Source organism: Kitasatospora viridis (assembly GCF_007829815.1).
In the GTDB taxonomy this organism is placed as follows: domain Bacteria; phylum Actinomycetota; class Actinomycetes; order Streptomycetales; family Streptomycetaceae; genus Kitasatospora; species Kitasatospora viridis.
The window spans coordinates 340295-364603 of record NZ_VIWT01000006.1 but is presented as its reverse complement, the minus strand read 5'-3'; the positions used below and the strand labels follow the sequence as shown (position 1 = coordinate 364603).

Below are 24309 nucleotides of genomic sequence, written 5' to 3'. Positions count from 1 at the left end.
CATCGGCCTGGTCGGCGGGATCAGCCCGGCCCGGTGACGCTGCTGGTGGGGAACGGGGAGATGATCGTGTAGCAGCCGGCGACGGAGGAATCGGCGAGGGCCGCCAGCAGCCGGGCCCGGCGGCCGACCGCCGCGCTCCCGGTGAGCCGGATCTCGCCGGCCGGGTGGGCCGCTCCGGCCCAGTCCCCGGCGCCGGGTCCCTGGCGGCCGGTGGCCGCCGTCTCGTTCGTCATCGCGAAACTCCTTCGTGGGTGGAGGGGTTGTCAGCGGTACTGGTACCGGTGGTCGTCAGCGGTACTGGTGCCGGTGCTGGTTCGCGGACTGCATCAGGATGACCGACGGAACGGCCGGGCCGAAACCCAGCCTCAGCAGTCCGTAGCCGATTCCGGACAGGCCGGCGAGCAGTCCGGGTGTGCTCACCGCGTCGGGTGTGCCGCAGCGCGGGCCGAGCCGGTCCAGCCCGGCCAGCAGCCGGCCGGCCCGGGCGGGCGCGGCCCCGGGATCGGCCAGCCCCGCCGCGCTCGCGCTGAGCAGCAGTTCGATCGCGCCGGTCTCGCCGTGGCACAGGCTGTGGTCGGCGGTCGGCAGCGAGGCGGCGGCCGCGACGGCGCGGTCCAGCAGCGCGGTCAGTCCCGGGGTGGTCAGCCCGGCTCTGGTCGGGGCGCCGCTGTCGGCCAGCGCCAGGGCCAGGCCTGACGGTCCGTCGCACCAGCCGGTGCCGACCGGGCCGTTGGCCTCCCGGGCGGCGGCCGTGTGCAGGGCGGCCAGGCCGGCGTCGGTGTGCCGCGCGGTGCCGCCGGCCGCGCCGTAGCGCAGCAAGGCCCAGCCGATGCCGGCCGCGCCGCCGCGCAGGCCGCCGGTCGGCAGCTCCTGCGGGGCGAGGGCGGCGAGCCGGTCGGCGCAGGCGAGCGCGGCCCCGGCGGCCCGGGCCGAGCCGATGGTGTCCCGCACGGCGAGCAGCGCGGCCAGGCAGCCGGCCTCGCCGTCCAGCAGTCCGGCCTCCTCGACCGGCCCGGGGGTGAGCGCGACCGCCGTGGCCGCCAGTTCGACGGCGGTCTCGGCCCAGCCGGCCGTCTCGCGGTCGTCCAGCAGGGTGGCGAGCCGGCTGAGCCCGTAGGCGATCCCGCCGAGGCCGGTGAAGCCGACGCCGATCGCCGCCAGGTCGCCCGGCCGTTCGGCCAGCGCGCCGAGCAGGCCGGGCACCGGGGTCAGGGCCCGCCGGGCGGCCGCGAGGTAGCGCTCGGCGCCGGTGAGCGCGGCGAGTTGGGCCAGGAAGAGCGCGGTGCCGCAGTAGCCGTGCGGCAGGCCGGCGCCCTGCGGCATGATCGCCCAGAGCCGGTCGTCCAGCGGTTCCAGGCCCAGCCAGTTCACCCGGTGGCCGTCGTCGTGCGCGCCGGCCAGGATCCGGTCGGCGATCCCGCAGGCGGCGGCGAGCAGGTGCTCCGGGTCGGGCAGGGTCGCGCCGAGCGGGCTGGGCGGCGGTGCGGTGGTGGAGCGGTGGCCGGTGCGACGGGTGGCGAGCGCGGCGAGGATCACCCACTCCTGGTCGGACCGGTCGGTCCGGTCCATCACGGCCAGCCGGCGCTCGGCCCGGGCCAGGCCGGACTCGCCGACCAGGCCGCCGACGGCGAGCCGGTCCAGGGCCAGCCCGGTGGCGCCGGGGCGGCAGGCGACCAGCGGCACGTCGCCGGCCCAGAGCGCGGCCGACTCGGCGCCGACCAGCGCGCGCAGGGCCGGATCGCCGGCCGGCTCGCGCCACAGCACGTCGAGCAGCCGGTCCCGCTCCAGGGCGTCGCGCAGCAGGTCGGGGTGGGTGGACTCGTCCAGCAGCGTGCTGTACCAGTGGGTGGGGCGCAGCACGGCCCGGGTCTCGTCGCCCGCGAACCGGGCCAGCAGGCCGCCGGGGCCGGTGAGTTCGTCGCGGTGGGCGAGGACGGCGTCGTAGCCCGCGCGGAAACCGTCGAGCAGGGCCTCGGTGTGCGCGGCCGGGTCGGCGTCGATGCCGTCCAGGCAGGGCCGGTTGGCCGAGCCGTGGAAGGTGCCGGTGGTGCGGACCAGGCGCATCTCGTCGGTGGCGGGCGCGGCCCAGCCGGTGATGTCGTTGGGCAGCGGGGTGTCGCGGTCGCCGCCGAGGGCGGAGAGGTCGAGGATGCCGTGCTCGCCGGCCACCAGGCAGGGCAGCAGGGCGGTCCGGTAGACCGAGTTCTGCAGGGAGGCCAGTGCGGGGTCCGGCGCGGCCGGGCGGCCGGGGCCGGGGTGGAAGAGGGTCTCCAGGTCGACCAGGACCGGCTGGTCGGCGCAGGCGATCAGGTTCTCGAAGTGCACGTCGGTGCCGCCGAGTCCGTGCACCAGGGCCAGCAGGGAGCCGAGGCGCCGGTAGAACCGGCCGACCTGGGCCCGGTCGGTGCAGGGCGCGGCGGCGGCGTGCTCCACCCAGCCGTAGCCGGGTCGCTCCAGCACCGCCAGGCTGCGCAGCTCCAGGCCGGGCAGGCGGGAGTTGAGCCAGCGCAGCACGTCGTTGAAGTGGGTGTGCACGGTGAGCGGGCGGGGCTTGAGCACGGCCCGGGCGCCGTGCTCGAAGCGCAGCACGGCGACGGAGCGGCCGCCGCGGTGGCGGTCGCCGGCGCCGGTGGCCACCTCGACCAGCCGGCCGGGGTCGGTGCCGGCGAGCAGCTGCGCCACGACGGCCGGCCGGTCGGCGCCGAAGCGCTCCAGCAGCTCGGTCCAGGTGGTCACGGCCTGGTCGCAGCACTGCGCCAGCAGGCGGGCCAGCACGGGGTACTCGGTGGCCAGGGCGCGCAGTCCGGCCCGGGTCGAGGTCTGCCGGACGAAGTCGGCGAACCGCTGCTCGGGCGTGTCGCCGCTCAGCCGCCCGGCCACCCGCAGCACGTTGACCTGGAGCACCAGGGTGCGCCGGGCCAGCCGCACCAGGTCGGCGGCCAGCTGGTCGGTGAAGCAGCGGCGCAGGGCCGGCAGGTCGGCGAGGTCGGCGAGGCCGACCAGGTCGGCGGCGCGCAGCAGCCGCTCGGCCGCCAGTGCGGTGAACGGTGCGAGCACCGTCGCGAAGCCGGCCTCCCAGGAGCCGTCGGCCGGCGGCGCGGGCGGGTCGAGCGGGGCGGCGGCGAGCGCGCGCTCCGCGGTGCCGACCCAGGCCGGCTCGCCGATCCGGGCCGCCAGCCGTGCGGGGGGTTCGGCGATCAGCGCGCGCAGCCCGTCCTCGTCGAGCCCGAGGTCGGCCAGCCTGGCCCGGAAGAGGGCTGCTGACGGGTAGTCACAGCGCCAGGGGCCGAGGGAATCGGTCGGCTCGGTGGCGGGTTCCGGGGGCAGCGGCAGCCGCTCCGCGAGTGCCACGCCGCCCGCCCACCAGGTCTGCGGATCGCTCATGCCGCAGAGCATGCCAGCGCGCGGACGGGAGTCGCATGGGGGTCGGCCCCCATATTCCGGACGCGCGGCGGACCGGTCCACCGGGGTTCGCCGGGTCCGTCGCGCGGCGGCGCGGACTGCTCGTGCTCGCGCGCCCGTGCGGCGGGCCGGTCGTCGAGCGGGCGCGGGGCACGGCGGGGCCGCCGGCGGTCGAGGTCGGCGGGTCGGGCGCGGGTCGGTGCGGGTCGGTGCGGGTCGGTCAGGCCGGGTGGCCGGCCCGGTGGTCGGCGGCGGCCGGCTGATCGGCGGCGGCCAGCTTCGCCCGGATCGCCACCGCCCGCGGGCTCCCCGCGGCGGCGAACCACTGCTCCGCCTCCGCCCAGGCGGCGCGTGCCCGGTCCGTCCGGCCGGCGGCGCGCAGGGCGTTCCCGTACACCTCCATCACCTCGGCCGCGCCGGATTCGTTGCCGATCTCCCGCAGGATCGGCACGGCCTCGCTGAGCGCGCCGAGCGCCTGCGGAACGTGGCCGAGCGCGAGCTCGGCCTGGCCGAGGTGACCGAGGATCAGCCCCTCGTGGAACCGCATGCCGTGCTCCCGGGCCAGCTCCAGGGCCTCCTGGCTCCGCGCCCGGGCCTCCTCGTGGCGGCCGGCGTTGTAGAAGATCAGGGCGCTGTTGCCGACGACCCCCACGAGTTCGACGACGTCGTCGCCGGCGCGGTAGCCCGCGACGGCCTCCTCGTACAGCGGCAGCGCCTCCTCGTAGCGGCGCAGGTCGCAGAGCACCTCGGCGAGCAGCGCCGTGCCCTTCAACAGCGACTCGTGCTTGCCGCGCTCCCGCAGCAGGCCCATCGAGACCTGGGCCAGCACCAGGGCCTCGGCCGGCCGGCGGAGCCTGAGCAGCGCGATCACCGAGCCGTGGAGCAGGTGGGTCTCCAGCTCCTGGCCGCGCGCGGCGGCGGCAGCGGCCATGAACGCCTCGGCCCAGTCCTCGCTGTGGCCGCGCAGGTGGTAGTAGTCCACGCACTTGAGCGGGATCAGCCAGGCCGCCGCGCCCAGGCCGTCCGCGCAGGCCAGCCGGACCACGTCGAGGACGGCCGAGCGCTCGCGGTCCAGCCAGGCGAGCGCCTCCCGCTGGCCGGGGAAGTCGATCGCGGGCTCGCACCGGGCCACCCCGTCGATCGGGTAGTCCCGTGGCGCGGCGACCAGCCGGCGGCCCGCCTGGTGACAGGCGTACAGGTACCAGCCCGTCAGCCGCCGCCGGGCCGCGGCCCGCTGATCGGCCGACAGCTGCTCGTCCGCCAGCTCCTCGGCGAAGACCCGCAGCAGGTCGTGCATCCGGAACCGCTCCGCGGACACCGCCTCCAGCAGGCAGGCGTCGGTGAGCGTCTCCAGCAGCCGGTCGGTGGTGCCGAGCGGCTCGTCGAGCAGCGCGGCGGCCGCCCGGAGGTCGAACTCCTGCCCCGGGAAGAGGCCGAGCAGCCCGAAGGCGCGGGCGGGGCCCGGCCCCGACCCGGGGCCGGCCGGGGCCAGCGCGGCGAAGCTGGTGCGGAACACGGCCCGCACCGCGACGTCCTCGACGTTCAACTCGTCGAGCCGGCGGCGTTCGTCGGCCAGCCGACCGGCCAGCGCGGCCACCGTCCAGCCGGGCCGGGAGGCCAGCCGGGAGGCGGCGATCCGCACCGCGAGCGGCAGGCCGCCGCAGTAGCCGAGCACCTCCTCGACGGCTGCGGGCTCGGCCCGCACCCGCTCGGCGCCCACCACCGAGGCGAACAGCTCCAGCGCCTCGGCGGGCTCCAGCACGTCCAGGTGCACCGGCACGGCCCCGGCCAGCCCCGGCAGCCGCCGCCGGCTGGTGACCAGGACGGCGCAGGAGCCGCTGCCGGGCAGCAGCGGGCGGACCTGTGCCGCGTCCCGGGCGTCGTCCAGCACGATCAGCAGGCGCCGCCCCGAGGTCAGCGAACGGAACCGGGCGGACCGGGCGTCCTCCTCCGGCGGGATCGCCCCGGCCGGCTCGCCGAGGTCGCGCAGCAGGCCGGCCAGCACCTCCGCCGCGGACCGCGGGATGCCGACGGAGCCGCGCAGGTTGACGTAGAACTGGCCGTCCGGGTAGTCCGCCAGCAGTCGGCGGCCGACCCGCACGGCCAGCGCGGTCTTGCCGATCCCGCCGAGGCCGGAGACCGCCGAGATGACCACCGGCCGGGACGGGCCGCCGCCGGGTCGCAGCAGCTCGCGGAGGTCCTCGACCACCCGCTGGCGGCCGGCGAAGTCGGGGAGGTCGGCCGGCAGTTGGGCCGGGCCGACGGCGACCGGGGCGACGGCCGCCCCGGCCTGCCGGGGCGCCGCCGGGTCCGCCCCGGCGCACAGGGTCAGCAGCCGCGCCCCGTCCATGCCGAGCCCGGTGACCAGCGCCCGCACCGCCTCGACGGTGACGGGGCGTTGGCCGTTCAGCCAGCGGTGCCAGGAGGCGCGGCTGTAGTGGGTCAGCCGTTCCAGCTGGTTGAGCGAGAGCCGCTGCCCGTCCTTGAGGGCGCGCAGTTCCTCCACCAGCTGCCGCTGCGCAGGGTCGAGCCCCTCGGGCAGCTCGGTCCAGTACGACAAGGTGATCCCCCCGGATCAGGTGCCGCCGGCCGCGTGCCGCCGCCCCGCAACGCGGCCCCCGTGGCCGCGGTGTGAGCCAGTGTCACACACGGGTCCGACGGCGCTCAGCCCCAGGGCAGCGCGGCGCGGGTGCGCCAGTACTGCTCGGCCGGCTCGGTCATCGCCGCCAGCCCGGCGGCCTGCTCGCCGGTCAGGCCGACCTCGGCGGCGGTCAGGTTGGAGGCCAGCTGGCGCGGGGTCGCGGCGCCGGAGAGCACGGTGTCCGCCCACGGCCGGGCGGCGGCCGCGGCCAGCGCGAGCGCGTCGCAGGAGTGCCCGGTGCGGGCGGCCAGCGCGCGCAGGGCGGCGGTGTCGGGGCCGGTGGCGTTGCGGTCGGCGAGGCGCCCGTTGGCCATCGCCTCCTTCACCACCACCCGCCAGCCGGCCGCGTGCGCCTCGGCCAGGGCCGGGGCGGCGGAGGTCTCCAGCAGGTTCCAGGTGGCCTGGACGGCGCTGAACAGCGGCCGCCCGTCGACCGTCACGCCGAGCGCCGCACGGATCGCCCGGGCCTGCGCCGGGCCGCTGGTGGACAGGCCGACCCGGACGCCCTCGGCGGCCAGCCCGGCCAGCCGGGCGTGCAGCGCGGGGTCGGTCAGCGCCGGGCTGTCCGGGGTGACGGAGTGCACCAGGTAGAGGTCCAGGTGGCGGCCCAGCAGCGCCCGGGTCTCCCGGACCTGACGGTCGAACACCGCGACGGAGTGCTCCTTGACCTCGTGCGCGGGCACGCCGGAGGTCCGCCAGTCGGCGGTGTAGGTGTAGCCCCACTTGCTGCCCACCGTGACATCGGTGAACGGCCGCCCGGCCAGCCACTCGCCCAGGAACTCCTCGGCGCGGCCGTAGGAGCGGGCGGTGTCGAAGTAGCGCACGCCGGCCGCGTAGGCGGTGTCGAGCAGTTCGTGGGTCCGCTCGCGCATCGCCTCGACCGTGCGGTCGGCCGGCAGGTCGAGCTCGCGCCCCAGGTTGATGTACCCGGGCCGCCCGGAGGCCGCCGTGCCCAGGCCGAACCGGCGGACGGGCTCAACGGGTGCGACGTGCTCGACGTGTTCAGCAGGCATGACACGTGATCCTACTGTCGCGCCGTCATCCGATGACCCGTCACGACGCGGCAACCGGACGCGTCGGCGGGGCGTCCAGCTCTCTGAGACCCGATGACAGCAACGACGCAGGCCCTGGGACGGTAGAGACTGATGCGCATCAATCGGCTGGTGACCGCGCTGGCGGCCACCGTGACGACCGGACTGACCCTCACCGCGTGCGGCGGCTCCACCACCGCCTCCCCCGCGCCGGCCCGCACCGCGGCGGCGCCCGCCTCCGTCGCGCCGGCCGGGACGCCGCTGGCGCCCCCGGCGGGCGGGGGCACCGCGACGGCGACGACGCCCGCCGCACCCACCGGTGCCGCCCCGGTCCAGGGCACGCCCGCGGGCGACCGCTGCCACAGCGGCGACCTCAAGCTGAACGTCTACATGGGCCCGCAGGACGGCAGCCGGCCGACCAAGGGCGACTTCTACATCGAGCTGGTCAACGCCTCCAAGCGCACCTGCACCATCTACGGCTACCCGGGCGTGGAACTGCTCGACCAGGACGGCAAGCCGCTGGGCATGAAGGACACCCGCAGCACCGCCTCCCTGCCGAGCGGCAAGGCGGCCGTGCAGACGCTCGTCCCCTGGACCAGCACCGATCCGTCGCAGCAGACCGCCAGCGCCGCCTACGTCGAGTTCGACACCAAGCCGGCGAGCGCGAGCGCCGGCTACCCGCGCGCCGTCAAGGTCCAGGTCATCCCGCCGGACGAGACCCAGCCGCTGGTCGCCGCCATCGACATGCTGGACGCGCCGGCGGGCTCCGACCACTCGATCATGCTCACCTCGACCGATCTGACGGTCGATCCGATGGACCTGGACGGCGTCCCGCACGCCTGAGGTCCGCCTCGCGCTGCGACTACAGCCGCCGCACGCCGTCGAGGCGTCGGCGCTGCTCGTCGATCCAGCCCTCCGGCAGCTCCACGGGCACGGCCATCGCCGTGCCCGACCCCCGGACGTCCTCCACGGTGACCAGCGGGACCGCGAACTGGGTGTCGAACTCGACGCCGATCTCGGGGTTGCGCAGGTCGGTCAGCCAGCAGACATCGCGGCCGCGGGCCAGCTCGTCCAGCGCCCGCGCCCAGTCGTCGAGGTCCCGGGCCGACAGGCGCAGCGGGAGCCGCCCGTTGCAGAAGGTGCTCGCGATGACGACCTCGCCGTCCAGCTCCTGGGCCGAGTGCCGGCCCAGGATCCTGATCACGACGCTGTTCTCCCGGTCGGCCAGGTGGAGCAGCTCCACCGGCGCGCGCAGGTCGCGGGGGTGGGACTCGCGGCGGACGGGCTCGGTCGACACGGCTCTCTCCTGTTCGGATACGAAGGTACCAGTCTAGTCGAACCGGACGACACGCCTCCGGCTATCCCACGCCGGGTCAACTTCTTTGTGTCATCTGCCAGTACGACCCGCCCGAGCCCGCGGAGCAGACTTTCCGGCACGACCGGGACATCCGCGTCGCAGGAATCGCAGGAGGGGGCGGCACGTGAGCGTGCAGCAGCAGTACGACGGCATCGGTGAGGCGTTCGAGGGGTTCAAGGCCCTGCCGTTGATCCGGTACGGGGAGGTGCCGAGCTTCATCGGCATGGTCGGGGACGTGACCGGGAAGTCGATCCTCGACCTGGCCTGCGGCACCGGCTTCTACAGCCGGGAGTTCAAGCGGCGCGGCGCCGCGCAGGTGTTCGGGGTGGACATCTCCGGCGAGATGATCGCCGCCGCCCGCGCCCTGGACGAGCGCGAGCCGCTGGGCATCGACTACGAGGTCGGCGACGTGGCCGAGCTGCGGGAGCTCGACCGGCAGTACGACGTGGCGCTGGCCGTGCAGTGCCTCAACTACGCGCAGGACCGCGCCGAGCTGGACCGGATGTGTCGCAACATCCACCGCAGCATGGTGCCGGGCGGGGAGTTCTTCGTCTTCGCCCAGGGTCCCGACTACCAGTTCGACTGCGACTCGCTGGAGAACTACGGGTTCCGCTGCGAGCCGACCGGCGAGGTGACCGAGATCGGACTGCGGGCCCGGGTCACGGCCCTGCTGGAGCCGCAGCCGATCTCCATCCTGGGCACCGCCCTGCGCCGCGAGGTCTACGAGCAGGCGCTGGGCGCGGCCGGGTTCAGCGAGCTGGAGTGGGTGCCGCTGCACGTGTCGCAGGACGGCATCCGAGAGTACGGCGAGGAGTTCTGGGCCGACCTGCTCGCCCACCCGCCGCTGGAGATGTTGCGCTGCCGGGCCTGATCCGGCCGGGCGGCGGGCCGGGCACCGCCAGACGGGTCACCCGCCCGTGTGTCGGCTTCCCGGCCCGGCCGCCGGGCGCCAGTCTGGGAAGCCCGCGTTCCGTTTCCACCTGGGCGGGCCCCCGCACCGGGCGACCGCCCGGCGGCACCTGACGGACCGTGCAGACTGGAGGTGGCCTTGCCCCGCGTGCCGCTGCTGAACCTGCGAGGGATCTCCAAGCGGTACGGCACCGTCCAGGCCCTCAGCACGGTGGACCTGCGGGTGGACCGCGGCGAGGTGCTCGGGCTGGTCGGCGACAACGGCGCGGGCAAGACCACCCTGATCGAGGCCATCGCCGGGGTCAGCCCGCCGGACTCCGGGGTGATCGAGTGGCAGGGCCTCCCGGTGGACCTGCGCCGGCCGCTGGACGCCCAGCGCCTGGGCATCGCCACCGTCCACCAGGACCTCGCGCTGTGCGACGGGCTCGACGTGGTCGCCAACCTGTTCCTGGGCCGCGAGCTGCGCCGGTTCGGCATGCTGCGCGAGATCGAGATGGAGAAACGATCCCTCGCACTGCTCGCCCAACTGTCCATCCGGCTGCCCAGCGTGCGGGTCCCGGTGCAGTCGCTCTCCGGCGGTCAGCGCCAGTCGGTGGCGATCGCCCGCTCGCTGATCGGCCGGCCGCAGCTGGTGGTCCTCGACGAGCCGACCGCCGCCCTCGGCCTGGAGCAGAGCTCGCACGTGCTCGACCTGATCCGGCGGCTGCGCGACCAGGGCCACGCGGTGATCGTGATCAGCCACAACCTGGACGACGTGCAGGCCGTCGCCGACCGGATCGCCGTGCTCCGCCTGGGCCGCAACAACGGGCTGTTCGAGGCGAAGTACACCAGCCAGGAGCAGATCGCCGCCGCCGTCACCGGTGGCCACCCACTCGCCGTGACGCTCCAGCGCAGCCTGTTGCCGCGCGGCCTGCCGGTGCAGGACGCGGTCGAGGCCGCCTACCGCTACCTGCCCGCGCACGCCGGGGTCGGCGGCGACTGGTTCGACGTGATCCCGCTCTCCGGCGCCCGGGTCGCCCTGGTGGTCGGCGACGTGGTCGGCCACGGCCTGCACGCCGCCGCGACCATGGGCCGGCTGCGCACCGCCGTGCACAACTTCGCGATGCTCGACCTGGAGCCGGACGAACTGCTCACCCAGCTCGACGAGGTGGTCAGCCGGATCGACCAGGAGGAGGCGGCCGGCGGCCGGGAGGACGCCATCATCGGCGCCACCTGCCTCTACGCGATCTACGACCCGGCCACCCGGCGCTGCCAACTGGCCCGCGCCGGGCACCTGCCGGCCGTGCTGGTCCACCCCGACGGCACGGTGGAGATCCCCGACACCCCCGTCGGTCCGCCGCTGGGCCTGCGCGGCCTGCCGTTCACCACGGTCGAGCTGGAGGTCCCGGAGGGCAGCCAACTGGTGCTCTACACGGACGGCCTGGTCGAGTCGCGGACCACCGACATCGACGTCGGCCTGGACCGCCTGCGCACGGCGCTCGCCCACCCCGGGCGCTCCCCTGAGCAGACCTGCCGGGCCGTGCTCGACGCGATGCTGCCGCCCAAGCCGACGGACGACATCGCCCTGCTGGTCGCCCGGACCCGGGCGCTGCCCGCCGACCGGATCGCCGAGTGGGCGGTGCCGGCCGACCCCGCCGCCGTGGCGGCGAGCCGCCGCACCGCCACCGCCCGGCTGCGCGACTGGGGCCTGGAGGCGCTGGAGCTCGGCACCGAACTGATCCTCAGCGAGCTGGTCACCAACGCCATCCGGCACGCCGCCGGGCCGATCCGGGTGCGCCTGGTCCGCGGCAGCTCGCTGATCTGCGAGGTGGCCGACGCCAGCAGCACCTCGCCGCGGATCCGGCTCGCCTCGGCCACCGACGAGGGCGGGCGCGGGCTCTTCCTGGTCGCGCAGCTGGCCCAGCGCTGGGGCACCCGCTACACCGACGGCGGCAAGGTGATCTGGGCGGAACAGGCGCTACCCTGACCGACCGTCAGCTTCTGACGGACCGTCAGTCCGCGACGGAGCGGGCGATCCGGAAGCCCACGTCGTCGACCCGGAAGGTCGGGTGGCTGCGGCGCCGCACCGAGGCCCGGCAGCTCCAGTGCTCGTCGAACCAGCCGCCGCCGCGCAGCACCCGGTAACTGCCGTAGACCTCGGCGTCGTAGACGTCCCAGCACCACTCCCAGGCGTTGCCGAGCGTGTCGTACAGCCCCCAGGGGTTCGGCTGCCGGCCGCCCACCCGGTGGACGCGCTCCGCCGAGTTGTCGCGGAACCAGGCGATCTCGTCGAGCGAGCCGTACCGCGGTCCCGTGGTGCCGGCCCGGCAGGCGTGTTCCCACTCGGCCTCGGTCGGCAGCCGGTACCCGTCGGCGGACCGGTCCCAGGCGATCGCGCGGCCCTCCTCGTCCTCTTCCCCCAACTCGTCCCCGTCGGCGAGCTGGTAGGCGGGTGCCAGCCCCTCGCTCCGCGAGAGCGCGTTGCAGAACCGGACGGCGTCCCACCAGGAGACGCCCACGGCGGGCGACTGCTCCTCGGCGGCCGCGCCCGCACCGGTCACCCGCGCGTACAGGCCGGCGGTGACCTGGAACGCCCCCAGCCGGTACGGCGCGAGCTCGACCGCCCAACTGCGTTCCGTCCGCCGGTCCGACAGCGTCACCCGCCCCGCCGGTACGGCGACCGTCTCGATCCCTGTCTTCGTCTCCATGAGCACATGATCGTATAGACCCCTTGCCCCCAGAGGGCGCCCGACCACCCCGGGGGCGCGCCGCGATCACCGCACCACCCTCCCTCGGGATTCCCCGGATCCCGTCCGGACGCCGGTCTACGCTACGAACATGCCGCGCTACCCACTGCGGTCATCCGAGGAGGAATCCGTGTCATCGCCCTGTGACCCCGAGTACGCTCCCGTCGGCGACATCGACGCGGCGCTCCTGGTGATCGACTCCCAGCTCAAGGCCGTCTACAACGGCCGGAGCGGTCCCGATCCCGAACAGGAGCAGATGGTCAACCAGTTGACCGCCTCGCTCGGCCCCGGCGGCGTCGAGGCACTGGTGGACGGCGCGTGCACGCTGATCTACATGTTCATGTCCTGGCTGCGGGCGGCCTGCGAGGAGCAGGACGAGGACGTCATCGCGCACGTGGTCCCCAGCCTGGTGGCCAGCATGCGGATGATGCCGATGTCCTTCCGCCCCGAGGTCATCCCCACCATGACCGGCCTGGTCGTCGCGGCGGGCACCGGGCTGAGCCCCAACCTGTGGCGGGCCCAGTACGGCGAGTGGACCGGCGCCGAGATGACCCCGCTGGAGGCCACCGCCGTGCTGCTGGCCGACCACATCAACCGACTGGCCGGCGACGACCACGACTTCGCCACCCGCCTGATCACCGACGCGCTCTCCCGGGCCGACCAGGACTGATTCCACCGCGATAATGATCCCATGCCCGCTCCAGCTGATCCGACGTCAAGCCACCAGCAGATCGCGAACCTGATCGCGCGTTACGCCGAACTCGTCGACGACGGCGACTTCGCGGGCCTGGGCCTGCTGCTCGCCGACGCCGTCTTCACCGGCAGCGGCGAGCCGGTGCGCGGGCGCGACGCGATCGAGCGGATGTTCCGGGACACCCTGATCGTCCACCCCGACGGCACCCCGCGCACCCACCACGTCACCACCAACCTCGCCGTCGAGGTGGACGAACCGGCCGGCACGGCGCTCGCCCGCTCCTACGTCACCGTGTTCCAGGCCGTCCCGCCCGAGCTGCCGCTGCAACCCGTCGCGGCCGGCCGCTACCACGACCGCTTCGAGCGCGCCGACGGCCGCTGGCGCTTCGCCGCGCGCCAGGTCCGGATCACCCTCACCGGTGACCTGACGCACCATCTGCGCCGCGCCGTCGCGGGCTCCTGACGGCGCGTGCGGCTACTGCGGCACGGAGTTGTCGGCGCTCAGCACGTCCCCGGTGTCCGGCGAGCCGACCGCGCGGCGCGAGGCGCCGACCGCCGGGTCGGAGAGGGAGACGGTGAGCCGGTAGGGCGGCTGGCCGGTGACGGTGTTCCTGGTGTCGACCGGCGCGAGGAGCAGCGGGTCGACCGCCTCGGGATCCACGCCGGGGCACATCGCCTGGCTCGGGAGCACCAGCTGCGCCTCCCCGTCGCCGCGGCTGTCGAGCACGATCCCGCCCGCCGGGGTCCGGGGCATGCTGTCGTCCACGGTGACCGGCAGGCCGTACGCACCGCCGACCAGGCCGTCCGGGCCCTCGATCTCCACGGCCACGCCCTGCGGGCCGAGCGGCGCGGACAGCGCCAACCGCCCGGCCGGGCCCGCCGCGAGCAGCAGCCCGATCTCGAAGTGCCCGGTGTCCTGTGCCGAATCCTTCTCGAACCCGTACGAGCCGAGCGCCAGCTGCGGTCCGTGCGCGACGGTGCCCGGCTGGTCGATCGGGCGCTCCGGGGAGGCCGGCAGTGCGAAGTGGTGGAAACCCTTGGCCCCGCACTCGCCGCCGTCGGAGGTACCACCGCCGGGCAGCGCGGCGTCCGTCGCCGCACCGGGCACGCCCGGCATCCGGGTGCGCATCGGGTTGACGGCCAGCGGGCTGCTGGACGGTGGGGCGCTGCCCGGTCCGACGCCGAGGGCGAGCAGCGTGCCGCCGGCGGCGACCGCCGCGATCACGGCGGTCCGGACCGCGGACCGGCGCCGCCGGGCGGCCGACGGTACGGGCGCCGGCTCCGGCGACCAGCGGCGGCCCCCGGGATCCACCGGAGGCGCCACCTTCCAGCGTGCCGAGAGCATCCGGGTGCGCGCCGCCGGCTCCTTCACGGCGGCGCCCCGGACGAACGACTCGTCGAGAACGGGCTGCTCGAACGGGTCTGACGCCCCGTCCTCCGGCTCCTCGGCGGGGTGGGGGCGGGGTTCATCGGCTATCGGCACCGCGCCAGTATGCCCGGGCGCCGCGACCTGCCCGGCAGCGCCCCGAACGTCCCGGCCGCGCCCGAGCGTCTCGGAACCGGCACGGCGTCAGCCGGGAGCTGGACGGGCGGCCACGGCGGCGCCGACAATCGCGGTATGACGCGTGCAGAGCTCCCCACCTCCATCCTCCGGCCGTCCGAGAGCGAACGGGAACGGGCGTTGGAGGTGCTGCGCGAGGGCGCGAGCGACGGGCGCCTGTCGCACGACACCTTCCTCGGCCGGCTGGACCTGGTGCTGCGCGCCACCAGCCGCGCCGAGTTGGACGCGGCGCTGGCCGGCCTGCCGGTCGGCGGTCGGCTGGAGTCCGCGGTGCTCCGGGCGGTCGGCCGGATATCCGGGTTCCGGGCGCGGTTCACCCGGGCCTGGCGCAGCGAGCAGTTGCCGGGCCTCAAGCTGCCGCAGGCCCGCCTGCGGTTGCTGACGATCGGCCGGGTGCCCGGATCCGGACTGCTGCTCAACGACGCCTCGGTCTCCCGGCAGCACGCCGAGCTGCGGCGCGAAGGCAGCGGCTGGGTGCTGTACGACCTCGGCTCGACCAACGGCACGCACGTGAACGGGCACCGGATCGCGGGCGCCGTGCGGGTGCGGGCCGGCGACCTGGTGCGCTTCGGCCACCTGGAGTACCGGCTGGAGCCGTCGGCCGAGACCGGCGCCGACGGCCCCTCCGGGCAGGGTTGGTGACGGTGGGTCAGTCGGCCAGCGCGCCCATCGGGTCCCACAGGGGCAGCACGATCGGCGGCTGGTCGAGGGCGGCGGCCAGCTCGGGCGGCAGCGCCGAGCGGCGGACCGCGATCTCGAAGACGTGCTCGCCGAACCATGAGTCGTTCATCGTCCAGAAGCCCTTGTCGGCCTTCTCCTCGCCCCAGCTGTTCTCCACCCGCCAGCGGCGCGGGCTGCCGTCCAGCACGTCGACGCCGGTGAACAGCATCGCGTGGGTCATCTGGGTCTCGTGGTGCAGCAGGCGGTCGGCCTTGTCCATGGCGAACGGGGCGTCGTAGACGGCCGGGTAGTCGAAGAGGGCGGCGTCCCAGACGCCGGCGTCCGCGCGCATCATCTTCTCCACGTCGCAGCCGAACCAGACCGGCTCTCCACCGACGATGGCGTCCATCGCGAGGGACTTGAGCAGCTCCACCGGCGTGTTGAGGTAGACCACCGGCGGGCCGTCCACCACGTTGCCCAGGTACTCGACGGTGAAGGTGCGGCCCACCGGGCTGGTCGCGCGAGGGTCGTGCACCAGGCAGACGTACTCCTCCAGCGGCAGCTGCACGTAGGAGGCGGCGAACTGCGCGGGGGTGAGCCAGCCGTCGCGGTGGAACACCCCGTCGGTGTCCTCCCACTGCCAGAGGAACCGCTGCGGCGGCGTGCCGAGGTGGATGCTGATCAGCCGGTGGACGGCGGCCAGCACCTCGCGCTTGGTCCGGCGCTGCGCCTCGGCGCCCTCGCCCGCCTGCCCGCGCAGCTCGCGGGCGCCCCGGCGGAGCAGCGTCTTCAGGTCCCGGTTCATCGCCCGGGTCGCGGAGGAGCTCGCGGTCTCCGGCATGGCCGACTTCGGCACCAGGCCGTGCTTGGCGACCAGGGCGACGAACATGTTCCACTGCCCGCCGTCGCTGGTCGGGTCGGCCAGCAGGTGGGCGACGGTGCGGTCGTCGACCTCCCGGTCAGAGGTCTCGATCACCGCTTCGAGGAAGTGGTTCGCCTTCTCGAACTTGTCCCACCAGAGCAGGTGGTTCTGCGAGAACTCGAAGTCCTTCACGCCGAGTTTGCGCGCCGCGCCGACCCGGAGCAGGTTGAGCCCGGCGAACATCCAGCAACGCCCGCTCTGCTTCTGGTTGGTGACCCGCCAGGCGTCCAGGTGATGGGAGACCGAGTGGTCGATCCCGGTGAGCACCCGGCGGTCCAGCGCCACGTCGTCCACCGGCGTCTGGGTGACGGCGTTCTGCATCAGCCGGTTCCCCGGGCGGGCCGCGAACTCCTCCTCGAAGAGCCCGAGCTGATCCGGGGTCAGGCTCCGATCCATGGCCCGGCGGGAGTCTTCGTCTCCGGTGGTCACAGCCTGCCTCCAGTTCCTGGTGGTGCGCGAGCGACGTGTCCCCCACCGTCGCACGGTTGTTCCGTCCCGGTCAACGGAGTAAGCGCGGCCGGGGGCGCGGGGCGTAGGTTCCCTCCCGGCGCGGGATCGTCCACGCCCCGAAGGAGCACCAGGAGCCCGCCGCATGACCACGCACGACGACCGGTGGGAGCCGGACGAGCACCTCCGCTTCGCGGCCCATCTGGCGCGGTTGCGGCAGGTCCCCCCGGAGACGACGGGGACGGCGGCGGCGGAGGCGTCGGAGGCCGAGCTGGTCGGCCGGGTCCTGGCCGATCCGGACCGGGTGATGGCCCGCTCCGCCGTGCTGCGGCACCTGGACCGCCGCGCCGCCGAACTGCTGCCCGATCCGGCCTTCGTGGGGTGGTCGCGGGAGCTGGCCCGGGCCGTGGCCGGCGACGCCTTCCTGCTGCGCCGGCTGCGGGAGTGGTCGCTGGTGCGCGCGATCGCGCTCGAACTGCCCTGGCAGGCGGAGGAGCTGCTCGCGGCCTCCGACTGGCTCCAGCTGACGGTCGCCACCGGCGCGGACCGGCCGGCCGCCCGTGGCGCCCTCGCGCTCCTCGCCGAGGGCGGTCGCACCCGGCGGATCCGCGCCGCCGCCCGGGCGGCGCACGGGCGGTGACGCACCGGCAGCTGACGCGGGTTCACAGGGCCCGCTGGACTGAATATATCGGTCACCGTTATATATAGTCCTCATGACGGATCGTTCGATGCAAGAGCCCACGCTGCTCGTGCTGACCGCGCTGGCCGACGCGCCGCGGCACGGGTACGCGCTGCTGCGGGAGGTGACCGCGATCTCTGGGGGACGGGTGAAACTCCGGGCCGGGACGCTCTACGGAGCCCTGGACCGCCTGCTCGGGCAGGGCCTGGTGCGGGTGGAGAGCGAGGAGGTGGTCGACGGGCGGGCCCGCCGGACCTACGCGCTCTCCGCCACCGGGCGCGAGGTGCTGGCCGCCGAGGCCGAGCGGCTGCGCGCCGTGGCCGCCGAGGCCGAGCGCCGCCTGGCCGGCGCCGCCCGCGCCCCGAAGCCGCGCCCCGGGTTCGCCTCGTGAGCGGGCCGGGGTCGGGCCTGCGACTGGCGCTGCTGCTCCACCCGGCGAAGTACCGGCGGGAGCGCGGCGAGGAGTTGGCGGCGGTGTTCGCGGACATCGCGGACGGGTCGGGACGCCTGGCCACCGCCCGGGAGCTGATCGACCTGGCCGGACACGGGGTCCGGCTGCGGCTCGGGCTCGGCTCCGACGGCGTGCCCGGACAACTGGCCGCGCTGGCCGCACCGTTCGCGGTGACGGCGGCGGCGGCCGGCGGGCTCGCCCAGCAGATCGGGAACTGGACCAACCTGCCGCCGGGCCTCGCCCTCGCCGTCCTGCGGTTCGAGTACAGCGGCTGGCACCCGGTCCTGCTCGGCCAGTTCGGCGTGCTGGTCTCCCTGGTGGCCGCCGTCGCGGCGGTCTGCGGGCGCTGGACCACGGCCCGGCTGACCGCGCTGCTCGGGCTGGTGCTGACGCTGGTGTTCACCTGGATCTCGCTGACCGGCTCCTCCTCCTGGGAGGTCGGCCAGGTGCAGCTGGTGGCCGCCCGGGCGATCGTGCGGGCCGGTCCGCAGGTGCTGTGGGTGCTGATCCTGCTGGCCGCCCCGCGCGACCTGCTCGGGCCGGCCACCCGTCGGCGCGGCTGGACCGCCCTGGCGGGCGCGGTGCTGGGCGGCCTGCTGCTCAACACGGCGCTCGGCCTCGGGCCGGTGCCGGTGCTGAACACCGACGCGAGCGTCCCGCTGGCGCTGGCGCTCGCCGCGGCGGAGCTGGCCCTGCTGGCGGCCGCGGTGCCCGCCCTGCTGCGCGGGCGGCAGGGTCCGGCGGCCGCCGCCGTGGCCGGGTCCCCGGTGGCCGCGCTGATGCTGTTCACCGTCCTGAGCAAGGTGTGGAACACAGGCAGCCACGTCACGGCCGTGGTGCTGTTCGGCGCCGCCGTCCTGTTCGCCGTGGCACTGGCCCACTGGCTGCCCGGGCTGCCCGACCGCCGTCCGCCGAGGGCGGACTGACGGTGCGGCGGAGCGCGGGGGCCACGGGGGTGCCCCCGCGCTCCGCCGCGTTCGCCGTAAAACCGCTGGCAGCGGGCCTGCCCGGGGCCCGAGAATCGGTCGGTCAGCCCCACCTCGACCGGAGCCCGCGATGACCGCCCGCACCCCCGTCCCCAGCCCCGTCCCCTCCCCCGCGCTCGACAGTCTGCACGGGCTCGTCCTCGGCGACGCCTTCGGCGACCAGTGGCTGGCGGTGAGCCCCGACGAGGCCCCGGGCCGGTACCTGGCGCGGGAGTTGCGGCCCGGGCCGTGGGAGTGGACCGACGACTCGGCGATGGCCCAGGTGCTGGTGCGCCACCTCGTCGTGCACGGCGAGGTCCGGCAGTCCGCGCTGGCCGGGGAGTTCGCCGCCGCCTACGCCGCCGACCCGGACCGGGGCTACGGCCCGTCGATGCACCGGGTGCTGCGCGCGATCGGCGAGGGGGGCGACTGGCGCGCCGTCACCACCGGGCTGTTCGGCGGGCAGGGCTCGCACGGCAACGGCGCCGCGATGCGGGTGGCGCCGCTGGGCGCCTGGTTCGCGGCCGACCTCGACCTGGTCGTCGAGCAGGCGCACCGCTCGGCCGTGGTGACGCACGCGCATCCGGAGGCGGCCGCCGGTGCCGTCGCCGTCGCGCTCGCGGCGGCACTGGCGGCCCGTGGCCGCACGGCGCCGGCGCCCGGGCGGGCCGGCTTCCTCCAGCAGGTCGCCGAGTTGCTCCCGGACAGCGACGTGCGCTCCGGCCTGCGGATCGCCGCCCGGATGCCGGCCGGCACCAGCGTGCGGCACGCGGCGGCGGTGCTGGGCTCGGGCTACCGGCTGTCGGCGCCGGACACCGTGCCGTTCGCCCTGTGGGCCGCCGCCGGGCACCTGGACGACCTGCCGCAGGCCCTGTGGACCACCCTCGGCAGCTGGGGCGACACCGACACCACCTGCGCGATCGCGGCCGGCGTGGTGGCCGCCCGGACGGGGGCGGCCGGCGTGCCGGACCAGTGGCTGACGGCGTGTGAGCCCGTTCCCGACCCGGCCGGCCGCTGACCCGGGGACACCCGACGAGGCGTCAGCGGCGCCCGACCCGCAGGGCCCAGAGCACCAGCGGCACCTGGAGCGGCAGCCGGGCGATCGCGGCGGCGCGCTGCGGGGCCGGCTTGTCCTGCCAGTCGACGGCCATCTTGACGTTGGCGGGGAAGACGGCGGTGAAGAACCCGGCGGCGGCCAGCGCGCCGGCCCGGCGGGTGCGCGGGTGGGCGACGGCGGCGCCGATCGCCAGTTCCGCGACGCCGCTGAGCTGGGTCCAGGTGCGCGGGCGGCCGGGCAGGGAGCGCGGGATGGTCGCGTCGAACGGCCGGGGCATGGCGAAGTGCGCGACTCCCGCCGTCAGCAGCAGGCCGCTGAGCAGGCGGGCGGATCGGTCGGCGGACATGCGGCTCCTCGGGGTTCGGTCGGTCGCCGGGGGGTCGGCGGCCCAAGGCTACCGAAGAGTAAGTCTCGTCATATGTCTCAGTTCTGTGACAAACGACCTTGAGGCGCACCCGAAACGCCACTTGGATGGTCAAGCATTCGAAAAGGTTGGAACAACAGGGGGGTAGGACTCATGCGCTCGAAGCGGATCTCCGGCGCTGCGGCGGTACTGCTGGTCGGAAGTGCGCTTTCACTGACCACGGCTTGCAGCGGCTCGAACCCGGCCAAGCCCGACGCCGGCGGGTCGCCGGCCGCGACGGCCCCGGACGCGCCGGCGCCCGGCACGGCGGCGCCCGCGGCGAAGGCCTCGAAGGCGGCGCTCTCGGTGCAGCCGGCTGACGGGGCCACAGGAGTGGCGCCGACCAGCCCCGTCAAGGTGTCGGTCGCCGACGGCAAGCTCACCCAGGTGACGGTGACCGGGCCGGACGGCAAGCCGGTGGCGGGCACGGTCGGCCCGGACGGCAACTGGGCGCCGGCCGCGGCGCTCGCCGTCTCGGCGAAGTACCAGGTGAGCGCGCAGGCCGTGGACGCCTCGGGGGCGGCGACCACGACCACCAGCAGCTTCACCACGCTGACGCCGAAGAAGACCGAGTCGGTCAAGGACAACCTGACCGACCAGAAGCAGTACGGCGTCGGCATGATCATCAGCGTCACCTTCGACCAGCCCGTCAAGGACAAGAAGGCGGCCGAGCAGGCGGTCAAGGTGGTCGCCTCGGACGGCACCACGGTGCGCGGGCACTGGTTCGACGGCGACACCCGGCTGGACATCCGGCCGGAGAAGTACTGGACGCCCGGCACCACCGTGACGGTGACCCGCCGGGTCAGCAACGTGGAGCTCTCGCCCGGGGTCTACGGCGCCAAGGACGTCGACGAGTCCTTCACCATCGGCCGCTCGAAGATCAGCACCGCGGACGCCGCCGCGCACATGATGACCGTGGTGGAGAACGGCGTCACGCTGCCGCCCATCAAGATCACCGCCGGCTCCGACGAGAACCCGTCGTGGAACGGCACCATGGTGGTCTTCGACAAGGAGCCGATGGTCCACATGGTCTCGTCGACCACCACCATCAAGGGCCAGCCCTACGACGTGTGGGAGCCGCACGGCCTGCAGATCACCGCCACCGGCTCCTACGTGCACGGCAACCCCAAGGCGGCTGCGGTGGCCGGCCTGAGCAACATCAGCCACGGCTGCATCGGCCTGCCGGACAGCGAGAAGGGCGACGACAACTCGGTGGCCGGCAAGTTCTACCAGGACTCGATGATCGGCGACGTGGTGATCATCAAGAACTCGGTGGGCGAGCAGGTCGACCCGGCCAACGGCCTGAGCGGCTGGAGCCTGCCGTGGGCCCAGTGGTAGCGGGCCAGGGGCGCGGACCCGTCCCGCCCGCCCGCTTCGCCACCGGAAAACCCCAGGTCAGGGTCGGAGCGAATCGGGCGGGATGGGACGATACCTGCCATGTCCAGAAAGTCACCACCGGTCCGGGGCAATGACGCCCCGGCACCGGCCGCACCACTGCGCCGCCTGCTGCTCGAACTGGGTGACGCCCTGTTGAGCGGCGGCCTGCCCGTCCACGACGTCGAGGAGGAGCTCCATTCGCTGGGGCGGGCCCTCGGGGCGCCCGGCGTACGGGTCGCCGCACTGACGAACGGTCTGTTCGTCGCCCTGGAGCCGCAGGAGGCGACCAGGTTCCAGCCGGTCGGCGCCGCCCTGCGGTTCGAGCAGACGGCCGACGTGCTGCACCTGGTGCGGCGGCTGCGCACCGGGGAGCTCGACGAGGACCGGGCGCTGGCCGAGCTGGACGCGATCCGCCGCGCGCCGGCCCGCTGGCCGACCTGGGTCGCGGACCTCGGGGTGCTGCCGGTCGGGATGGGCATCTGCATGTTCCTCCAGCCGGTGGCGGCGAACGTGCTGGCGGCCGGCGCGGGCTCGCTGATCGTGGTGGGGCTGACCGTGCTGGCGCGGCGGCTGCCGCTGCTGCGACCGCTGCTGCCGGTCACCGCCGGCTTCCTGGTCTCGCTGCTGGTGCTGGCGCTGGCCCAGGCCTCGCTGCTGGACGGGCCGCTGCGCACCATCGTGGCCACCCTGGCGATCCTGCTGCCGGGCGGGCTGCTGGTCACCGGGCTGTCCGAGATCGCCGCGGGTGCGGCCAGCGCCGGCACCGCCCGGCTGGTGTCCGGGGCGGTGCAGCTCGCGCTCTTCCTCGCCGGGGTGGCCGCCGCCGCGGCCGCGATCGGCATGCCGGCCACGGCCTTGGCCAACGTGCAGGTGGCCAAGCCGAGTTGGTGGATCATCGTGCTGGGCCTGGCGCTCGCGGTGGCCGGGCTGGTGATCAACGTGAACACCCCGCCGCCGGCCATCCCGTGGATCATCGCGGTGATCACGGCCAGCACCACCGTGCAGGTGGTGGTCGGCTCCGAGCACGGCGCGGCGGTCGGCGGGCTGGCCGGCGCGGTCACCGCGGCGGTCGCGGCCACCCTGGTCTCCTGGCTGCCCGGCGGGCCGCTCTGGCAGGTGCTCTACCTGCCGGCGTTCTGGATCGTGGTGCCGGGCTCGTTCGGCCTGCTCAACACCGCGCAGATCGAGGTGAGCAACGGGGCGCAGTCGCTGCTGGCGGCCGTCTCGGCGGTCTTCGGGGTGTCGATCGGCACCCTGATCGGCTCGGTGATCAGCCGGATCCCCCGGCCGGCGGTCCGTCACACGCTGCCCGCCCGCTGAAGTCCGGAATCCGTACCCGGTCGCCGTCCGGGCGGGCTACCCTGACCGCCATGGACGACGACCGACCCGGCAAGGACGAGGACCGGCCCCGCGGGTTCGGGCAGTTCTGCGCGGCCGCCCGCGCCCTGGAGGTGCTCGGCGAGCGCTGGACGCTGCTGGTCGTCCGGGAGATGCTGCTCGGCTCGACCCGCTTCTCCCAGTTCCAGCAGGGGCTGCCGAGGATCTCCCGCACCATGCTCTCCGCCCGGCTGAAGACCCTTCAGCGCGCGGGCGTCGCCGAGCGCCTGCCGGACGGCGGGTACCGGCTCACCGGGGCCGGCCGGGCACTGCGCGGCGTGGTCGCCGAGCTCGGCGGCTGGGCGACCGAGTGGGACCGCCGCCCGCTGCGGCCCGACCACCTCGACCCGCAGGTGCTCGCCTTCGACATGCACCGCCGGGTCCACCTCGACCGGCTCCCGGGCGCGCCCACCGTGGTCGAGCTGCGCCTGCGCCGGACCCGCCCGGAGCGCTTCTTCCTGCACACCTCCCCGGCCGGCCTGACGCTCTGTTCGGACGACCTCGGGCTCCCCGTCGACCTGCGGGTCCAGGCGGACCTGGCGGCGCTCACCGCCTGGTGGACGGGCGACCTCGACTGGGACGAGCTGCTGCGCACCGGCGCGGCCCGGCTGGACGGTTCCGACGAACTGTGCCGGGCCTTCCCGACCTGGTTCCGCGGCTACGCCTTCGCGCCCCAGCCGTAGGTCCCGGCGGTCGTAGGTCCCAGTCGTAGGTCCCGGCAGCCGTAGGTCCTGGGAACGAGGGCTTCGGCCCGAGGCGCGGCCCGGCGCCCGTCACCTAGCGTGCCGGTCATGAAGATCACCGAGCCCCCGCGCGGGCCCGAACGCCGCAAGCAGGACGTGCTGGCCAGGTTGGCGAGCGAGCTCGACGTCTGGGTCGCCTCGGCGGACGCCGACGGCGCGCCCTGCCTGGTCCCGCTCTGGTTCCGCTGGGACGGCCAGTTCCTCTGGCTCGCCACCCGGCCGACCAACCCCACCGGCCGCAACCTGCGGGACGGCGGGCGGGCCCGGCTGGCGTTCGGGGACACCCGGGACGTCGTGCTGATCGACGGCGACGTGACGGCCTTCACGGCGCGGACCGTGCCCGCGGCGGCGGCCGAGGGGTTCCTGGCGAGGTCGGGCTGGGATCCCCGGGCCTCCTCGAAGCCCTACGCCTACTTCCGGGTGCGGCCGCGCGCCGTGCAGGCCTGGAACGGGGAGCACGAGTTGGCCGGCCGCCACCTCATGCGGGACGGGCGGTGGGTGGTCTGACGGCCTGACGGTCCGTCAGGCACGCTGGACCGCCCCCCGGGGCGGGGTGCCCGGGCCGGGGACACCAGGGGCCACTTAGTTGATCGTGTAATCGTGTAGTAGCTTCAGCGGCACACTCCTGAGTCCTGCCCGTGGAGACCGCATGTCCGCTTCCGACCACCGCTCCGCCCCTCGGCCCGCACCCGGCGGGCGCGCCGCGGCGCGCTCCTCGCGGCGCGCCCAGCCCCCGGCCCCGGGCCAGGGCCAGGTGCACGAGGAGCGCAGCCCCCTCGTCGCGATCGCGGCCCGGATCGGGGAGCTGTCGCTCTTCGGCCTGTTCGTGGTGCTGCCCTGCATGGCGCTGGCCGGCATCGCCTTCGCCGTCGTCGTCTACGTGATGTACAGCTGACGCCCCAGGGGGC

24 protein-coding genes are annotated in these 24309 nt (G+C 75.1%); 15 read left to right on the top strand and 9 right to left on the bottom strand.

Features of this window, described 5'->3' with window-relative positions:
* Positions 1-20 precede the first annotated feature (20 nt).
* The 4 genes from FHX73_RS40730 to FHX73_RS40715 form a co-directional block, all read right to left on the bottom strand.
* Positions 21-233 (bottom strand): hypothetical protein, encoded by a 213-nt coding sequence (locus tag FHX73_RS40730; RefSeq protein ID WP_145911118.1) that lies wholly within the window; start codon positions 231-233, stop codon positions 21-23.
* Positions 234-288: 55 nt separating this feature from the next.
* Complete coding sequence (locus tag FHX73_RS40725; protein WP_170305306.1) at positions 289-3384, bottom strand: type 2 lanthipeptide synthetase LanM family protein; 3096 nt, start codon at positions 3382-3384, stop codon at positions 289-291.
* 238 nt (positions 3385-3622) lie between these two features.
* A complete protein-coding gene (locus FHX73_RS40720; RefSeq protein WP_145911116.1) occupies positions 3623-5962 on the bottom strand; it encodes an ATP-binding protein in 2340 nt (779 codons plus the stop codon).
* Between the two features lie 104 nt (positions 5963-6066).
* A complete protein-coding gene (locus FHX73_RS40715; RefSeq protein ID WP_145911115.1) occupies positions 6067-7056 on the bottom strand; it encodes an aldo/keto reductase in 990 nt (329 codons plus the stop codon).
* Between the two features lie 132 nt (positions 7057-7188).
* Here FHX73_RS40715 and FHX73_RS40710 point away from each other — a divergent pair, with 132 nt between their 5' ends.
* The gene (locus FHX73_RS40710) at positions 7189-7917 is read left to right on the top strand and encodes a DUF4232 domain-containing protein (RefSeq protein ID WP_145911114.1); all 729 of its coding nucleotides are present in this window, start codon (positions 7189-7191) and stop codon (positions 7915-7917) included.
* A 19-nt stretch (positions 7918-7936) separates the two neighbouring features.
* Here the strand turns inward: FHX73_RS40710 and FHX73_RS40705 are convergent, their stop codons facing one another.
* Entirely contained in the window at positions 7937-8371 is a 435-nt protein-coding gene (locus FHX73_RS40705) for a DUF5959 family protein (RefSeq protein WP_145911113.1), read from the bottom strand.
* 184 nt (positions 8372-8555) lie between these two features.
* On the opposite strand from FHX73_RS40705, the gene FHX73_RS40700 reads away from it, so the two are divergent.
* Complete coding sequence (locus FHX73_RS40700; protein ID WP_145911112.1) at positions 8556-9302, top strand: class I SAM-dependent methyltransferase; 747 nt, start codon at positions 8556-8558, stop codon at positions 9300-9302.
* 48 nt (positions 9303-9350) lie between these two features.
* Positions 9351-11306 carry a SpoIIE family protein phosphatase gene (locus tag FHX73_RS47755; RefSeq protein ID WP_425461481.1) on the top strand — a complete coding sequence of 652 codons (1956 nt, stop codon included), beginning with the start codon at positions 9351-9353 and terminating at the stop codon, positions 11304-11306.
* A gap of 25 nt (positions 11307-11331) precedes the next feature.
* Here FHX73_RS47755 and FHX73_RS40690 read toward each other — a convergent pair whose 3' ends face one another.
* Positions 11332-12027: a formylglycine-generating enzyme family protein gene (locus FHX73_RS40690; protein WP_145911111.1), complete on the bottom strand. Its 696-nt coding sequence runs from the start codon at positions 12025-12027 to the stop codon at positions 11332-11334.
* A 169-nt stretch (positions 12028-12196) separates the two neighbouring features.
* Between FHX73_RS40690 and FHX73_RS40685 the strand changes: the two genes are divergently transcribed.
* Together FHX73_RS40685 and FHX73_RS40680 are read left to right on the top strand one after the other, a co-directional pair.
* On the top strand, positions 12197-12736 hold the full coding sequence (locus FHX73_RS40685; protein ID WP_145911110.1) for a hypothetical protein: 540 nt from the start codon (positions 12197-12199) through the stop codon (positions 12734-12736).
* A gap of 21 nt (positions 12737-12757) precedes the next feature.
* Entirely contained in the window at positions 12758-13222 is a 465-nt protein-coding gene (locus FHX73_RS40680) for a nuclear transport factor 2 family protein (protein ID WP_145911109.1), read from the top strand.
* Positions 13223-13234: 12 nt separating this feature from the next.
* Here the strand turns inward: FHX73_RS40680 and FHX73_RS45885 are convergent, their stop codons facing one another.
* On the bottom strand, positions 13235-14242 hold the full coding sequence (locus tag FHX73_RS45885; RefSeq protein ID WP_211786494.1) for an SCO2583/SCO2584 N-terminal domain-containing protein: 1008 nt from the start codon (positions 14240-14242) through the stop codon (positions 13235-13237).
* A 135-nt stretch (positions 14243-14377) separates the two neighbouring features.
* On the opposite strand from FHX73_RS45885, the gene FHX73_RS40670 reads away from it, so the two are divergent.
* Positions 14378-14962, top strand: a complete 585-nt coding sequence (locus FHX73_RS40670) for an FHA domain-containing protein (protein WP_145911108.1) — start codon at positions 14378-14380, stop codon at positions 14960-14962.
* 7 nt (positions 14963-14969) lie between these two features.
* On the opposite strand, the gene FHX73_RS40665 is transcribed toward FHX73_RS40670, so the two are convergent.
* Positions 14970-16331, bottom strand: coding sequence for a C1 family peptidase (locus FHX73_RS40665; protein ID WP_211786493.1), 1362 nt, complete (start codon positions 16329-16331; stop codon positions 14970-14972).
* Positions 16332-16494: 163 nt separating this feature from the next.
* On the opposite strand from FHX73_RS40665, the gene FHX73_RS40660 reads away from it, so the two are divergent.
* From FHX73_RS40660 to FHX73_RS40645, 4 genes are all read left to right on the top strand, one after another.
* Positions 16495-16989, top strand: a complete 495-nt coding sequence (locus FHX73_RS40660) for a hypothetical protein (RefSeq protein WP_145911107.1) — start codon at positions 16495-16497, stop codon at positions 16987-16989.
* A gap of 73 nt (positions 16990-17062) precedes the next feature.
* Positions 17063-17419 (top strand): PadR family transcriptional regulator, encoded by a 357-nt coding sequence (locus FHX73_RS40655; protein WP_145911106.1) that lies wholly within the window; start codon positions 17063-17065, stop codon positions 17417-17419.
* A complete protein-coding gene (locus tag FHX73_RS40650; RefSeq protein WP_145911105.1) occupies positions 17416-18405 on the top strand; it encodes a hypothetical protein in 990 nt (329 codons plus the stop codon). Before FHX73_RS40655 ends, FHX73_RS40650 begins: the two co-directional genes overlap by 4 nt.
* Before the next feature lie 130 nt (positions 18406-18535).
* Positions 18536-19462: an ADP-ribosylglycohydrolase family protein gene (locus FHX73_RS40645; RefSeq protein ID WP_145911104.1), complete on the top strand. Its 927-nt coding sequence runs from the start codon at positions 18536-18538 to the stop codon at positions 19460-19462.
* Positions 19463-19484: 22 nt separating this feature from the next.
* On the opposite strand, the gene FHX73_RS40640 is transcribed toward FHX73_RS40645, so the two are convergent.
* Positions 19485-19847 (bottom strand): DoxX family protein, encoded by a 363-nt coding sequence (locus tag FHX73_RS40640; protein ID WP_145911103.1) that lies wholly within the window; start codon positions 19845-19847, stop codon positions 19485-19487.
* Positions 19848-20018: 171 nt separating this feature from the next.
* Between FHX73_RS40640 and FHX73_RS40635 the strand changes: the two genes are divergently transcribed.
* The 5 genes from FHX73_RS40635 to FHX73_RS40615 all read left to right on the top strand — a co-directional run bounded on the left by FHX73_RS40635 (position 20019) and on the right by FHX73_RS40615 (position 24296).
* The gene (locus FHX73_RS40635) at positions 20019-21242 is read left to right on the top strand and encodes a L,D-transpeptidase (RefSeq protein WP_145911102.1); all 1224 of its coding nucleotides are present in this window, start codon (positions 20019-20021) and stop codon (positions 21240-21242) included.
* Positions 21243-21341: 99 nt separating this feature from the next.
* Positions 21342-22601, top strand: a complete 1260-nt coding sequence (locus tag FHX73_RS40630) for a threonine/serine exporter family protein (RefSeq protein WP_145911101.1) — start codon at positions 21342-21344, stop codon at positions 22599-22601.
* Between the two features lie 50 nt (positions 22602-22651).
* Positions 22652-23341, top strand: coding sequence for a winged helix-turn-helix transcriptional regulator (locus FHX73_RS40625; protein WP_145911100.1), 690 nt, complete (start codon positions 22652-22654; stop codon positions 23339-23341).
* 108 nt (positions 23342-23449) lie between these two features.
* Positions 23450-23908: a pyridoxamine 5'-phosphate oxidase family protein gene (locus tag FHX73_RS40620; protein ID WP_145911099.1), complete on the top strand. Its 459-nt coding sequence runs from the start codon at positions 23450-23452 to the stop codon at positions 23906-23908.
* A gap of 142 nt (positions 23909-24050) precedes the next feature.
* Positions 24051-24296, top strand: a complete 246-nt coding sequence (locus FHX73_RS40615) for a hypothetical protein (protein WP_145911098.1) — start codon at positions 24051-24053, stop codon at positions 24294-24296.
* Positions 24297-24309: the final 13 nt, after the last annotated feature.

Excerpts from the sequence above, each read along its gene's own strand:
- FHX73_RS40645 (WP_145911104.1), top strand. The coding sequence starts at position 18,536 with ATGACCGCCCGCACCCCCGTCCCCAGCCCCGTCCCCTCCCCCGCGCTC.
- FHX73_RS40690 (WP_145911111.1), bottom strand. The coding sequence starts at position 12,027 with ATGGAGACGAAGACAGGGATCGAGACGGTCGCCGTACCGGCGGGGCGG.
- FHX73_RS40625 (WP_145911100.1), top strand. The coding sequence starts at position 22,652 with ATGGACGACGACCGACCCGGCAAGGACGAGGACCGGCCCCGCGGGTTC.
- FHX73_RS40680 (WP_145911109.1), top strand. The coding sequence starts at position 12,758 with ATGCCCGCTCCAGCTGATCCGACGTCAAGCCACCAGCAGATCGCGAAC.
- FHX73_RS40715 (WP_145911115.1), bottom strand. The coding sequence starts at position 7,056 with ATGCCTGCTGAACACGTCGAGCACGTCGCACCCGTTGAGCCCGTCCGC.
- FHX73_RS40630 (WP_145911101.1), top strand. The coding sequence starts at position 21,342 with ATGTCCAGAAAGTCACCACCGGTCCGGGGCAATGACGCCCCGGCACCG.
- FHX73_RS40660 (WP_145911107.1), top strand. The coding sequence starts at position 16,495 with ATGACCACGCACGACGACCGGTGGGAGCCGGACGAGCACCTCCGCTTC.
- FHX73_RS40655 (WP_145911106.1), top strand. The coding sequence starts at position 17,063 with ATGACGGATCGTTCGATGCAAGAGCCCACGCTGCTCGTGCTGACCGCG.
- FHX73_RS40725 (WP_170305306.1), bottom strand. The coding sequence starts at position 3,384 with ATGAGCGATCCGCAGACCTGGTGGGCGGGCGGCGTGGCACTCGCGGAG.
- FHX73_RS40635 (WP_145911102.1), top strand. The coding sequence starts at position 20,019 with ATGCGCTCGAAGCGGATCTCCGGCGCTGCGGCGGTACTGCTGGTCGGA.
- FHX73_RS40670 (WP_145911108.1), top strand. The coding sequence starts at position 14,378 with ATGACGCGTGCAGAGCTCCCCACCTCCATCCTCCGGCCGTCCGAGAGC.
- FHX73_RS40730 (WP_145911118.1), bottom strand. The coding sequence starts at position 233 with ATGACGAACGAGACGGCGGCCACCGGCCGCCAGGGACCCGGCGCCGGG.
- FHX73_RS40620 (WP_145911099.1), top strand. The coding sequence starts at position 23,450 with ATGAAGATCACCGAGCCCCCGCGCGGGCCCGAACGCCGCAAGCAGGAC.
- FHX73_RS40640 (WP_145911103.1), bottom strand. The coding sequence starts at position 19,847 with ATGTCCGCCGACCGATCCGCCCGCCTGCTCAGCGGCCTGCTGCTGACG.
- FHX73_RS40615 (WP_145911098.1), top strand. The coding sequence starts at position 24,051 with ATGTCCGCTTCCGACCACCGCTCCGCCCCTCGGCCCGCACCCGGCGGG.
- FHX73_RS40710 (WP_145911114.1), top strand. The coding sequence starts at position 7,189 with ATGCGCATCAATCGGCTGGTGACCGCGCTGGCGGCCACCGTGACGACC.